Genomic DNA, 12576 nt, shown 5'->3' with positions numbered 1-12576 from the left:
CTCGCAGCGTGGGTCACCGCGAGCGGAGATGACAGCGACACGCTGGTCCGTCCCTGGCGCATCCTGCAAGGCCTCCGTTCCACGGGCCCTGCTCATCTGCGCGGCAGGGACTGGCACACCACCCTGACACCCGCCGGCCTGGACGGACTGAGACCCGCTGAGCAGTACGTGCGGGTACTTACTCCGGCCGGCGATTCCCTCAACGCGCTCGCCATGCACGCCGAATCCCAGCATCGGACGGCGAGACACTCCCTCGGCTCGTCACTACGCTCATAAGGAGGCGGCGGAGCCCGCTCGAGACCGTCGGCGCGAAACCGCCGTCCGACCGGTGAGGAGCGCAGCCATGACGACGCAGAACAGCACGGCCGACGCCGACCGTACGCTGAAGGCCAAGCACCGCGCGATGTGGGCCCAGGGGGACTACCCGTCCGTGGCCTCCGAGGTCATCCCCGAACTGGGGGCGGTCCTGGTCGAGGCGTGTGACGTGCGCCCCGGCCAGCGGGTCCTCGACGTCGGGGCCGGCTCCGGCAACGCCGCGATCCCGGCGGCCCTCGCCGGCGCGGACGTCGTCGCCTCCGACCTGACCCCCGAACTGTTCGAGGCCGGCCGGCTCGTGGCCGCGAAGCAGGGCGCGCAGCTCACCTGGCAGGAGGCCGACGCCGAGGCCCTGCCGTTCGGCGACGCGGAGTTCGACACCGTGCTGTCCTGCGTCGGCGTGATGTTCGCCCCGCACCACCGGCAGGCCGCCGGCGAAATGGTCCGGGTCTGCCGCACCGGCGGCACCATCGGCCTGCTGAGCTGGACGCCCCAGGGGTTCATCGGCCGGATGTTCGCCGCGATGAAGCCCTACGCGCCGCCGCCCCCGCCGGGTGCGCAGCCGCCCCCGCTGTGGGGGGACGAGGACCATGTGCGCGGCCTCCTCGGCGACCGGGTCACGGACGTGCGCGCCGAGCGCCGGACGGTCCGGATCGACCTCTTCCCCACGCCCGAGGCGTTCCGCGACTATTTCAAGGAGCGCTACGGCCCGACCATCTCCGTCTACAAGAACATCGCGGGCGAGCCCGACCGGGCCGCCGCCCTGGACCGGGACCTGGCGGCGCTGGCCCGCGACGGAAACCTGGCGGCGGGGCAGGACGGGACGGTCATGGAGTGGGAGTACCTGCTGGTCACCGCCCGCCGGGCCGACTGACGCCCGGCCGCGGTACCGGGGCCGGACGGCGCACAACTGCCGTACGACCAGGGCACGAAGCCGGTCCTTCCCTGGTCGGATGTTCGCCGCATTCGGCGGGTGGGCGGCCGCCGAAATATCGACAGCGACTCCCTGCACATCCTGGACGCGCTGCTGAACCTGGACGGTGGGGTGATGCCCGAGATGGTGGCGACCGACAACGCGGCCTACTCCGGCATGGGTGTTCGGCCTGTTCAAGATCCTCGGCCAACCTCAGCCCACGGTTGTGTGACTGGACGACCAGTGGTTCTGGCGCGCGACCATGCCCGGGGTGGAGATCGGAACGTACGGGGTACCGGAGGACCTGGCCCGCAACCGGGTGAACCTCAACATGGTGATCACGCACTGGCCGGACATGCTGAAGGCCGCCGGTTGCCTGGTCAGCAACCAGGTCCGCGCGCCGACGACTGCTGCGGACGTTCGGCCCTGAGGGACGTCCCACCCCGCGGGGACAGGCATTCACCGAGGATGGGCGCATCGCCAAGACCGAACACCTGCTCCGCGTGGTCGACCCGGTCGATGACACCTGCCGCCATCAGATGAACCGGCAGCTCACCGTGCAGGAGTCCCGCCACAAACTCGCCCGGGACGTGTGCCACGGCATGCACGGCACCATCCACCAGGCGTACCGCGACGGGATGGAGGACCAACTCGGCGCGCTCGGTCTGGTCCTCAACGCCATCGTGCCTTGGACGACGAAGTACATCGACGCCGCCGTCGAACAGCTCCAGGCCGAGGGCCGCGAGCTCCGCGAGGAGGACATCGCCCGGCTCTCACCTCTCAAACACCGCGACCTGAACCTGCTCGGCCGCTACAGCTTCGCCTCGAGCCCGGCGGCCGGCGCCCTGCGCCCGCTGCGCGACCCGGATGCGCCGGAGCTGGACCAGGACGACGACGGCCACGAGGACCGAGCCGGTGCTGACGACCCGCACTTCACCCCATCAGGCGGGGCACTGCGTCGGGCCGGCCTGCCGCTCTACGCACAGCTGCGGATCACGCGTTCAGTTCGGCGCCGGTCATCAAGGCGAGCAAGCTGTGGGGCGCATGGTCGTCGATCATGATCGTGGAGAAGCCGTCGTCGTCCGCTTCCACAGCGGCGTCGCGGGCGAACATGGCTTGTTCGTGCACTGCGAGCGCGGTCTCCGCATCGTCGGGGTGCGCGGCGAGGGCTCGGCCGAGTTCGGCACCGTCCAGCATGGCCAGGTTGGCGCCTTCACCGTTCGGTGCCCGCAGGTGGGCGGATCGCCGAGCAGGGTCACCCCAGGCACGCGATCCCAGCGGTGCCCGGCCGGCAGTGTGAAGATGGGGCGCAGGGCCGGCGGGGTGTTGCTGTCGCTGATCAGGGCGGTGAGTGCGGGAGCCCACCCGTCGAACTCCCTTGCAACCCGTGAGGTGAGGGCTGCGGCATCGGTGGTGTTGAGGTCAGTGAACCAGTCATGGGGCTTCTTCAGCTGCGCATAGGTGTGCAGGGTTCCGCCGCCTTCACGGTGGGTCAGCGGTCCCCTGCCCGGTGCGAGCGCGAACAGCGAGCCGGCTCCGACCGCCTCCGCGGAAGCGCGGTGGAGGGTTTCCGCGTCGAAGAGTAACGTCTCCACGCTGCAGACGCCGAAGTACTCCGGAGCGGCTGTCGAGAGCAGCGGCCGCACGCGCGACCAGGCTCCGTCGGCGCCGATGAGCAGGTCCGCGACGGCGTCGGTGCTGTCGGCGAAGTGGACCTGGTGGCGGCCGTCACCGACGGGCCGCACGGCGGTGACCTTGCGGCCCCTGCGGACGGTGCCGGCGGGCAGGGAGTCGAGGAGCATCTGCCGGAGTTCGCCGCGCGGTGCCTCCGGGCGTTCGCCGGTTCCGTCGTCATGCGGGTCGAGCAGCACGTTCCCCGCCTGGTCCATGACCCGGTACGCCTCGCGGCCCGGGAGGATCAGCTTGTGGAACTCCCGTACGCGTGCAGCGTGCGTTCGCTGCGCCGTCCGTCGCGGTCGGTGTAGCGGATCGAGACCGGTTGGTGGTGGCGCACCGCATCGGCGATGGTGAGCAGGATCCCGGCGTCCGGGGTGTCGAACTCGCCGGGCTGATCCGTGAAGGCGAGAGCTTCCAGGAGTGTGTCGAGCCGGCGGGCGATGTGCTTGGGCAGTACCCGCCAGATCTTCGCTGACGCCGTCTCGTTGCCGTTCGCTCCGTCGTCGTCAGCCCTGCCCGGCAACCAGGCCGAGCAGCACGGCCAGCGCCTCGTCGTCGCTGAGCATGAGCGGAGGCAAGCGGTACCCGGGGGCGAGCCGGTACCCGCCGTAGCGGCCGCGCACCCACTCCACGGGCACGTCCAGGTCGATCAGCTGGTCCACATACCGCCGCACAGTGCGCCCTTCGACGCGAGACGGTCGGCGAGCTCGGCCACATTCCGGGTGCCGCCCGACTGCAACAGCTCCAGGAGTGTCAGCACGCGGCCGGTGGGTCGAGGCATGTCCGCAGCCTAACGCGAATACAGGACCGATTCTGTCCCCTATTTCTCCTAGTCTGCGACGTGCACGCCTCCAGCACAGTCAAGGAGATTCCCATGCACTTGTCTCGATCCGCATCATCACCAGCGACGTCGCACGCCTCGTCGAGTTCTACGAGCGAGCTACAGGGATGAAGGCGATACGGGCCACCGAGGACTTCGCCGAACTCAAGACCGCGGGCGCACCCCTCGCGATCGCCAGCACTCGCACCGTCCCGCTGTTCGCCCCGGGCTCTGCCCGCCCGGCGGACAACCACAGCGTGATCACCGAGTTCCTCGTCGACGACGTGGACCGCGTTCACCAGAACCTGACCGGCTTCGTCACCGACTTCCTCAACGAGCCCACCACGATGCCCTGGGGTAACCGGTCGCTGCTGTTCCGCGACCCCGACGGCAACCTCGTCAACTTCTTCACCCCCGTCACCCCGGAGGCCATCGAAAAGTTCGCACGCTGACGCCACGCAGCCGACCTGGGACCCACTGGCCGGCCACCTGACGGAACGCCAACTCATCGAGGTACCCATGCTGGTGGGCCACTACCACCTGCTCGCCTTCACTCTCAACTCCTTGCAAGTGCAGCCGGAACCCGGACGGTCCCGCATGCCCCTGAAGGCGTCCGCGCAACGGATCTCAGCGCTGAAGACGCGGCGCCAGTGCCACCCAACGGCGCGGGGTGCGGTGGTTCACCGCACCCTGGGCGTCGGTGATGTTCAGGCCTGCGGCGGCGCAGGCGTAGGCGAGGACGTCAGCGCCGTGAGGGAAGGTGTGTGTGCGCTGCCAGAAACGGAAGTGCCAGTACGCGGTGGGGTCCGAGTCGTGCGGCGGGAGCCCGATCTCCTCGGACTCGACGACGTCGCCGTCCCGGGCCAGGGTGCCGAAGGTTCCGCCCTTGGGGTTGAAGTACACCCCGTAGGCGGCGGTGCCCGGCGATATCGCTCGCAGCACGGCGCTGTCGCTCGGCATGTATCCGTCCTGTGTGATCAGGCAGCCGCCGGGAGTGCCGGCGAGGCTCGTCACGCCCACGTAGCGCAGGGACTCGTCGTAGTCCATCGGGTCGAAGGGCGCGGAGTCCAGGTCCGATCGAGGGCACCGCGCGGGATCCGCACCCAGCCGCCGGATCACCTCGTCCTCGGTCAGGTCGCGCACGAAACACACCCCGAGCCCTTCCGTCCACAGCTCCTGCTCGCCGAAGGCCGCGATGAGCGCGTCCGCATCCCGGAAGTCGGCCGCCTCCTCGGCGGAGAGCCTCACCGCCCCAGGCAGATCCGCGACGAGGGGGGCGAGCGATGTCGTCAACAGCAGCCGCCCCGGCGACCAGGTCCCCACCTGCGGCGTCCACACGTCGGCCCCGGCGTCGATCAGCGCGCGGACGCTGCCCTCGTCCATGGCCTGGACGGCGTACCACAGCGGCGTTTGCTCGTCGTCGTCGCGTACATCGACCTCCACGTCACATGCCAGCAGGACGGCCACCGCCTCCGCCGCTCCCTGTTCCGCCGTCAGGTGCAGTGGGGTGGTACCGCGCCAGCCGACGCGTGCGTCCGCAGGCGCGCCTCCCTCCAGACGGGCCCGGATCAGAGCGGCGTCCGCCCAGTCCCGGTAGCCCATCTGCTGCCAGTCGGCCCGCGGGACGTAGCGCTGCCGGGCCTCTTCCTCGCGTCGCAGGGTCTCCAGCTGATGCCGTGTCAGCGGCGGCGCCAGGAACGTCGGTGGTCCGCTGACCTGCAACCGCGTGAAGGAACCCGGCTGTCCGGCTGGATCCGGTGGCTCGATGCCCGGCCAGATCTCGAGCGCCCGTCCGGCATCGGCGTGCACCGCCGCCGCGTCGATCGAGGTCCAGGTCTCGGCAATCTCCTCGTCCGGCCACTCGACGACCAAGAGCGTGTCCCCCAGGGGCGGCAGTTCCGGCAGGTACAGGTCGACGTCGGTCTTGAACAGGGACCGGCGGGAGTAATGCAGACCCGGATCCAACGGAATGAGCCCGATCGCTTGTGGCGTCGAGCCCGTTCTGGTCTCTCCCTGCGGCCCGGTGAACTGGATCGTCCGAAGCACCGTGCCGTCCAGCGAGGTCACCCGTCGGCCGTCGGACAACGACAGGCCCACGCGAAGCCCGGACTGCCGCCCCGCGTCCGCGCTCTGCCGATGGACCTTGTGGAAGACCGACAAGTGCACGGTGACCGACCGCGGCCACACGGAGAAGCCCGTCAGCACCACCCGGGTCTCCGGACCGGCACCGACCACTGCGAGCTGCGACAACAGCGCTGGCGCGAACCGGTCGACGGGCGGCGTGTACCGCCCCTCGTCCTCACCCGGAGGCCCTAACCGGACCAACTCGGCGCGCTCGGCGGCCGGTTGTTCCGGCAGCGCCAGATCATCGAAGAATCCCATACGCCGAGAGTGGCACACGGGTCTGACAGTGAGGCCGCAGGCGGTCCGACCGAGGGCCTGGCTCCGGGTTTGCGTCCGGCATGCCGCCCGTGAGGACGCCGTGTGCCCTGGTAGGTGTGGGCGGCAGGTGGAGAGTTCATCGGGCCAGACGGGCCTGGCTGGTTGCGGGCCGCGCGCCGGGCCCGCGGTTGCGCAGCCGTGAGGGCTGCGCGGTGAAGGAGGCGGTGACGGGTGGGGGGTTCGAAGGCGTACCCGTACGGGTTGACCGGGGCGGTGCGTGGGCATGTTTTGGCGGCGCTGGGGGTGCGAAGGTGGCCAGTGCTGATCAGATTCACGGCTGACGTGTCCGGGGCACAAGGACAACAAGGCGGTCCGCAACGCCTGCCTGGACCTGGCGCGGCACGGCCTGGCCGTGTCGGAGGGCAACTCCCGTGAGGGCCACAAGCTGTGGGGCCTGACTCCGCTCGGGCTGGACGCGGTGACGGAGGTCCTTGGCCGGCCTGGGGGCGGGATGGGCGGTATCGCGCGGGGTGCGGCCCGCTCGGGTGCCCCGCATGCGATGGCGGTCAACGAGACCGTCATCGCGCTCACCCGTACCGCGCCGAAGCCGACCCGCCCGGTACACCACACCACACCAAGGGCACGGTGCTGCCGTCGCAGGAGGGGGCGGTGGTGGGGGAGCCGGCCGGGATGGGGTCGGTGGCGTCCTGGTCCACCGAGGTGGTGCACCATCTGCCGGCCGGAGGCCGCAGCCGCTCCACCGTCCAGACCGACGCCGTCCTGCACGCCCCGGAGGCGGGTGTGCCAGTGCAGAACGTGCTTACCACGGATCAGGTCTGGCGCAGGTTGTCGTCGACGCGCTCTGCCATGACGCCCCCGGGGGCCCGGCTCGGGGGGCGCCCTGCCCAACGACGCCGTGTCCCCGCCGTCACGCGGGGGACCGGCTGTGCGGTCACGGGCGAAGACACGGATATGGGTGCGGATACCGGTCCGAGCGGCGAGGGACTGTGCGTTCAGGTGACGGCGGCGCATGCCCTGCCGGAGCAACTGCGAGAGATCCGCCATCGGATTCTTCTTCCCGGCCTGGAGTTGTCCGCCGGTGGTTGGTTCCTGCGGCGGGGTCCTTCCTCAGGACCGGATGTCTGCGGCGTGGGTTGTGGCGGTGTCGGTGATGAAGTCGTGGCTGGCGGTGAGATTGAGGGCCTGTGCTTGGAGGTGGTCGTACATCGTGTTGTAGTGCTGCATGTCGGATGGTTTGCCCAGGTGGAGGTCGCTGGTGAAGCGTTCCAGATACACGACCCCTGCTCCGGGCTGTCGGCGAACCTCAGCAGGGAGAACTGTCCTGACAGGCCCGGGTGAGCGCCTACGGCGTAGGGGAGGACCTGCACCGTGATGTGCGGTTCGGCGCTCAGTGCGTTCAGGTGCTCGAGCTGTTCACGCATGATGTCGGGACCGCCGACCACACGCCGTAGGGCCGCTTCGTCCATGACGGCCCACAGGCGCAGCGGGCGCACCGGGTCGTAGATGCGGTGTTGGCGGGGCAGCTGCACCTTGAGCCGGGTGGCGGTCTGCTCGGCGGTGAGCGCGGGGATCGTTTCCTCGATGACGGCCTGGGCGTAGGCGGGGGTCTGCAGCAGTGGGGGGATCATCGTGGGCGCGTAGGCGTGGAGGACACGGCGTCCGTCTCCAGGCCGATGTAGACGCTGTCGGACAGCTCACCGTAGGCATGCCACCAGCCCCGTTGGCCGGACTCCCTGGCCATCTCCATCAGCGCGTCGATGACCTGCTGGTCCGTCACGCCGTAGAGCGCGCACAGGTTCACGTACGTCGCGCGCGCTGATGGCACGGTTGCCGCTCTCCAGGTGACTGATCTTGAGTTGGGAGACCATGAGCCGCTTGGCCACCTCGATGCTTTTGAGCCCGCTGGCCAACCGCAGGCGGCGAAGCTCGGCCCCAGCCGGCGCCTCCTGACGGTGGGATTGGGTTGCGCCACCACGCGCGGTACACCTCCGGCTTCAAATCCCTGTACTGGACCGCAGGTTGCCACGGGGCACGGATGTCGAGCGCGTGCCATGCCCGTGTGATCGCAGGTAGATGAAACGGACTCTTAGTGAGCGTTTGGTTAGCCTATCGAATGGTTCATGCCGATTTTCGGCGGCCAGACACAACACCGAACCAAGCGAAACGCCGGATAAACGGCTTCTGCGGCAATCAGCCGACCACTTATGCGCCGGGTTCCTTGCAAAAGCTCCCGTCTCATTTAGAAACCCACCGGTTCACGCGAGATTGAGAACGCACGCCCCGGTGCACCCAACACCCCCGCACACGCCCTGCTCAGGCTGGCCGCCACCGCATACCCAGGCATCATGCAGCCCTTACGGCCCTACCCCAGCGACCTGTCCGACGCCCGCTGGGAACTCATCCGCCCCACCCTCGAAGCATGGCGCCAGGCCCGCAACGGCATCCGCAAACCCACCCACGACCTGCGCGCCCTGATGAACGCCATCCTCTACGTCGACCGCACCGGCATCCCCTGGCGCTACCTGCCCCACGACTTCCCACCCCACCAGACCGTCTACGGCTACTTCGCCCACTGGGAAGCCGACGGCATCTTCGACCAGCTCACCGGCCTCTTACGCGGCAAAGTCCGCCAGGCCGAAGGCCGCACCAGCGAACCCAGCGCCTGTCTGATCGACAGTCAGAGCATCAAAACCTCCGCCACCGTCCACCTGACCAGCCAAGGCATCGACCCCGCCAAGAAAATCATCGGACGCAAGCGGCACATCGTCACCGACACGCTCGGCCTCCTGCTGGCCGTCACCGTCACCGCCGCCAGCGTCCACGACTCCGCCGCCGGCACCCAACTCCTGACCAAAGTCCGCGAGCGCCACCCCACCATCACCAAAGCCTGGGCCGACAACGGCTACAAGACCAAAGCCGTCGAACACGCCGCCCACCTCGGCATCGACCTCGAAATCGTCCAACGGGACCCCACCACCCGCGGCTTCCACGTCCAGCCCCGCCGCTGGGTCGTCGAACGCACCCTCGGCTGGCTCATGCACCACCGCCGCCTGGCCCGCGACTACGAAACCCACCCCCACCGCTCAGCAGCCATGATCCAACTCGCCGCCATCAACCTCATGACCCGCCGCCTCACCCACGAAACGACCACCAACTGGCGCGACAGCTAAGCCAAATGAAACGGACAACCGAGAACCAAACGCTCACTTACGCTGGCATGTGCCCTACCTCCAAGCACTGCAACAGCTGTTCCTGGAACGTGGAACAGGCGCGCAGACATGCACAATCACGGTTGCCGGGAGTGCATCCAGCCGACTCTCCGGTCCGAGGTGAGGACGGGGCGCCACACGGGCGCTGCGGGGCCGTCTCGGAGCAGGTCGGCCAGCGGTGCGGCGAGGACGGAACGTCGTGCCGGAAACCCACGTGTGTTCGGTCGTGGGCGGCGGCGTGCAGGGCACCGATACGGGTCTCGGTCCCGGCCGGGGCCGTCCAGGACGAACAGCAGCCGGGGGAAGAGCGGGTAGTGTCGGCGCCATTCTTCCTCCGGCGGAATCTGGAAGGCGGGTCGGCATCGGCCGGGGGAGGCGTGGGGGATGTAGGTGTAAGGCGGGCGTAGGCGCCGATCTTGGCGGCGAGGCGTTCGGGGCCCATGGTGGCCCGGTCGACTTCCACGGACGCCCGCAGCATCGACCAGTCGTCACCGCCGCCGCGCCGGTCGTACAGCAGCCCGCCGGGGATGACGGCCTCGCCGTTCCCGAGCTGGTGCCAGACCTCGGGGATCCAGTCCAGCGGCCGGCACACTTCGCCCGGGCGGCGCGCGTCTTGGTGGCCTGACCAGCGAGAACGGCGGCATCCCTCACCGGATGACAGAAATCTCCGGCAGCGGCTGCTGCCATTCGCCCAGCTCGGCAACGAGTACCCGGCGGGCGAGCCGCCGGGCCTGGCTCCACCCCTGATCGACGGACAGCGCATCCCTCGCCCATCGATCAGCGTTCTGCGCACCGCTCATCGCGCTGAGAACGGCATCGATCTCCCGCAAGTCAGGCAGGACGCCGCCACCGAGGTGGCCTGCCTCCACCAGGGCTTCGACCATGCCAAAGGCGTGATCGAAGTCCAGAGCGATCTCATCCGTCACCACACCGTGCCTGTCGAGCCAGGCGACCTGGGACTGGGCGTCAGCCGCCAACACGGTCAGCGACTGGATCAGCAGGCGCCGACGGAACGAAGAATCGGGGGTCTCCACACCACGATCGTCGCACGCGCTCATCTGTCCGAGCCCACAGACGAACGCCCGAGTGAGCACGTTCATCCGTACTTCGTTGAGCACTTTCCCCGAGTACGCCGACACCGGTGCCAGCGGCACGATGCCGAGCTGCTCCAGGCGCTCACGCTGCCCGTCCGTCAGGGCCTCTCCCACCCTCCGGCTTGCGCTGCCGGGCCAGCCACTTCCCGATGTCCATGCCGTGGACCGTGAAGCCGGGCAGGACGTCGGCCTGGCCCTCTTCGTCGGCCACCAGCTCGCGCAGCGCGGCGTAGTGCCGCTGCCACTCCGCCGGCCACGACGGGTTCCAGTCCCCGTCCACGGCCTCCAACGCCGTCTTCCACTCAGGGGGCCCTCCACCGCACCTGGCCGCCTCACATTCGAAAGCCACTGTCCCGTCGGCTGTCAGAGCCTGGGCCTGCCCTCTCTAGTGCTTGCCTCCTGCGCAACTAGGTGCACACCCCTGTAAACGGCCTGGTCAGAGCGGGTTGCGGGGCTAGCTCCGGCGGCGCAGCTCATGGCGCCGCATTCCCGGGCCTCTGCCTGAGACGCAAGTCCCGAGCAACTCCCACGCTCCACTGCCCAGCCATCCGCGTGCCCCGTCCGGGGGCGTGCCCGAACCCTGAGGGGGAATCGTTCGTGTCCACGCTTGCTCTGCTCGTCGTGCTGCTCCTGGTCGTCGTTGTGGTGCTGCTCGCGGCCGGCGCCGCCTGTGTCGTGCACCGCCACCCGTCCTGGGGTCAGCCGGTCGGTGCCGCGTTCGGCGCTGTGACCGTCATGGCTGCGCTGGTCGGAGTGATTCTCGCCCTGTGACCGGCCGCACCGTGCGTGGTCGGGGCATCGGGGAGCCCGACCACGCACGACCCCGGGCCTGCAGAGCGCCCTGTTCACGGGCCCCTGTCATCTGCTGATGACGGGATGCCGCGTAGCCCTTTGGGTGCCAGACCTTCTGCGTTCACCGGGAGCCGGTGGGCAAGCGGATCACCGCGGCCGTTGTACTCGCTGATGATCCCGGCGGGGATGTGGCCGGCCGCCCGGTCATGTGACTCGGCCGTCCGTGATAGAGGGCGCCGTGCAGCACGGTCTGGATAACGAGTTCACCGATATCAAGCAGCTGGGATTTGCCTGGCTGTTTCAAAGGGTGTTTCACGTGGTGACTTTCCCTGACCGGCACTTCACATGGCTCGCCCTTGGGTTACCGTCAGCGTGGCTGTCGCGTGTCGGGCGGGAAGGGGCTTGTTGACCCTCACACCGTGTCAGGCGCTGAACTCGGAGACATCATGTTCACCATCGGAGACTTCGCCCGGCACGGCCGCGTATCGGTCCGCATGCTGCGTCACTACGACGCCACTGGACTGCTACGCCCGGCCCACGTCGACCCCGCCACCGGCTACCGGTACTACTCGGCTGCCCAGCTGGCTCGCCTCAACCGCGTCATCGCGCTGAAAGACCTCGGCCTGACCCTCCACCAGGTCCAGCAAATCCTGGACGAGAAGGTCACCACCGAGGAACTGCGCGCCATGCTGCGGCTGCGGCGGGCCGAGTTGGAGGTCGCAATGGCCGCCGCCGCGGCGCGGCTGGTCCAGGTCGAGGCGAGGCTCCGGTCGATCGAGAGCGAGGGGCACATGCCCACGAACGACGTCGTCTTCAAGAGCATCCCGGCGATCCGGGTGGCGGAACTGACCGCGACCGCCGAGAGCTACGCGCCCGAGGACATCGGCCCGGTCATCCAGCCGCTCTACGACGAACTGTTCCGGCGCTTGGACACGGCCGGGGTATCGCCTGCGGGGCCCGGTGTCGCCTACTACGAGGACGCCCCGGAGGGCGGTGGCAGGATCACCATCCACGCAGCCGTCCAAGTCGCGGCCCCGCTCCAGGACGGTGCCTTCCGGGTGCTCGACCTGCCGCCCGTCGACCAGGCGGCGACGATCGTGCACCGTGGCTCAATGGACACCGTGCTGCCCACGGCCCAGGTCCTGGCCTTCTGGATCGACGAGAACGGGTACCAGTCAGCCGGATACCCCCGGGAGATTAACCTGGAGTGTCCGGACAACCGCGACGACTGGGTGACCGAACTCCAGGCGCCGGTGACCAAGCCCTGAGACCCAGGGACATCGTCGCACGATGAGGCCCCCACGGGCTCGAGCGTCACGGCCGGGCAGTCAGGTCGGCAGTTGTCCGCGGCTG

Annotated in this window: 11 protein-coding genes and 3 pseudogenes; 6 read left to right on the top strand and 8 right to left on the bottom strand. The window is 69.1% G+C overall.

Features of this window, described 5'->3' with window-relative positions:
- Positions 1-343 precede the first annotated feature (343 nt).
- The gene (locus QQS16_RS01750) at positions 344-1189 is read left to right on the top strand and encodes a class I SAM-dependent methyltransferase (RefSeq protein ID WP_286059786.1); all 846 of its coding nucleotides are present in this window, start codon (positions 344-346) and stop codon (positions 1187-1189) included.
- A gap of 126 nt (positions 1190-1315) precedes the next feature.
- Positions 1316-2127, top strand: a pseudogene (locus QQS16_RS43405) (Tn3 family transposase); the annotation flags it as partial.
- Positions 2128-2221: 94 nt separating this feature from the next.
- Here QQS16_RS43405 and QQS16_RS01735 read toward each other — a convergent pair.
- From QQS16_RS01735 to QQS16_RS43820, 4 genes and pseudogenes are all read right to left on the bottom strand, one after another.
- Positions 2222-3162: pseudogene (locus tag QQS16_RS01735) on the bottom strand (FAD-dependent oxidoreductase); the annotation flags it as partial.
- Complete coding sequence (locus QQS16_RS43830) at positions 3147-3242, bottom strand: hypothetical protein (RefSeq protein ID WP_502963880.1); 96 nt, start codon at positions 3240-3242, stop codon at positions 3147-3149. The gene QQS16_RS43830 and the pseudogene QQS16_RS01735, both read right to left, overlap by 16 nt.
- 169 nt (positions 3243-3411) lie before the next feature.
- Entirely contained in the window at positions 3412-3567 is a 156-nt protein-coding gene (locus QQS16_RS43825; RefSeq protein WP_502963940.1) for a helix-turn-helix transcriptional regulator, read from the bottom strand.
- Complete coding sequence (locus QQS16_RS43820) at positions 3555-3686, bottom strand: hypothetical protein (RefSeq protein ID WP_502963939.1); 132 nt, start codon at positions 3684-3686, stop codon at positions 3555-3557. The genes QQS16_RS43825 and QQS16_RS43820 overlap by 13 nt, the downstream gene beginning before the upstream one ends.
- 53 nt (positions 3687-3739) lie before the next feature.
- Here QQS16_RS43820 and QQS16_RS01725 point away from each other — a divergent pair, with 53 nt between their 5' ends.
- On the top strand, positions 3740-4177 hold the full coding sequence (locus tag QQS16_RS01725; protein ID WP_286066180.1) for a VOC family protein: 438 nt from the start codon (positions 3740-3742) through the stop codon (positions 4175-4177).
- Between the two features lie 175 nt (positions 4178-4352).
- Here the strand turns inward: QQS16_RS01725 and QQS16_RS01720 are convergent, their stop codons facing one another.
- Positions 4353-6107 carry an ankyrin repeat domain-containing protein gene (locus tag QQS16_RS01720; RefSeq protein ID WP_286059783.1) on the bottom strand — a complete coding sequence of 585 codons (1755 nt, stop codon included), beginning with the start codon at positions 6105-6107 and terminating at the stop codon, positions 4353-4355.
- A gap of 1128 nt (positions 6108-7235) precedes the next feature.
- A pseudogene (locus QQS16_RS43395) lies at positions 7236-8103 on the bottom strand (helix-turn-helix domain-containing protein).
- A gap of 370 nt (positions 8104-8473) precedes the next feature.
- On the opposite strand from QQS16_RS43395, the gene QQS16_RS01700 reads away from it, so the two are divergent.
- Positions 8474-9298, top strand: a complete 825-nt coding sequence (locus QQS16_RS01700; RefSeq protein WP_286059781.1) for an IS5 family transposase — start codon at positions 8474-8476, stop codon at positions 9296-9298.
- A gap of 686 nt (positions 9299-9984) precedes the next feature.
- Here QQS16_RS01700 and QQS16_RS43390 read toward each other — a convergent pair.
- On the bottom strand, positions 9985-10545 hold the full coding sequence (locus QQS16_RS43390) for a hypothetical protein (protein ID WP_353479650.1): 561 nt from the start codon (positions 10543-10545) through the stop codon (positions 9985-9987).
- The gene (locus tag QQS16_RS43385; protein ID WP_353479717.1) at positions 10514-10711 is read right to left on the bottom strand and encodes a helicase associated domain-containing protein; all 198 of its coding nucleotides are present in this window, start codon (positions 10709-10711) and stop codon (positions 10514-10516) included. Before QQS16_RS43385 ends, QQS16_RS43390 begins: the two co-directional genes overlap by 32 nt.
- Before the next feature lie 317 nt (positions 10712-11028).
- On the opposite strand from QQS16_RS43385, the gene QQS16_RS01690 reads away from it, so the two are divergent.
- On the top strand, positions 11029-11202 hold the full coding sequence (locus QQS16_RS01690; protein ID WP_286059779.1) for a hypothetical protein: 174 nt from the start codon (positions 11029-11031) through the stop codon (positions 11200-11202).
- Between the two features lie 467 nt (positions 11203-11669).
- Complete coding sequence (locus tag QQS16_RS01685) at positions 11670-12491, top strand: MerR family transcriptional regulator (protein ID WP_286059778.1); 822 nt, start codon at positions 11670-11672, stop codon at positions 12489-12491.
- Positions 12492-12576: the final 85 nt, after the last annotated feature.

Source organism: Streptomyces sp. ALI-76-A (assembly GCF_030287445.1).
In the GTDB taxonomy this organism is placed as follows: Bacteria; Actinomycetota; Actinomycetes; order Streptomycetales; family Streptomycetaceae; genus Streptomyces.
Note: the sequence above shows the minus strand (reverse complement) of the source record. Positions and strands in the feature narration are given on the sequence as shown.

Bases quoted from the DNA above. Each gene is read 5' to 3' on its own strand.
- QQS16_RS43820 (WP_502963939.1), bottom strand. From the start codon at position 3,686: ATGCCTCGACCCACCGGCCGCGTGCTGACACTCCTGGAGCTGTTGCAG.
- QQS16_RS01720 (WP_286059783.1), bottom strand. From the start codon at position 6,107: ATGGGATTCTTCGATGATCTGGCGCTGCCGGAACAACCGGCCGCCGAG.
- QQS16_RS01750 (WP_286059786.1), top strand. From the start codon at position 344: ATGACGACGCAGAACAGCACGGCCGACGCCGACCGTACGCTGAAGGCC.
- QQS16_RS01700 (WP_286059781.1), top strand. From the start codon at position 8,474: ATGCAGCCCTTACGGCCCTACCCCAGCGACCTGTCCGACGCCCGCTGG.
- QQS16_RS01685 (WP_286059778.1), top strand. From the start codon at position 11,670: ATGTTCACCATCGGAGACTTCGCCCGGCACGGCCGCGTATCGGTCCGC.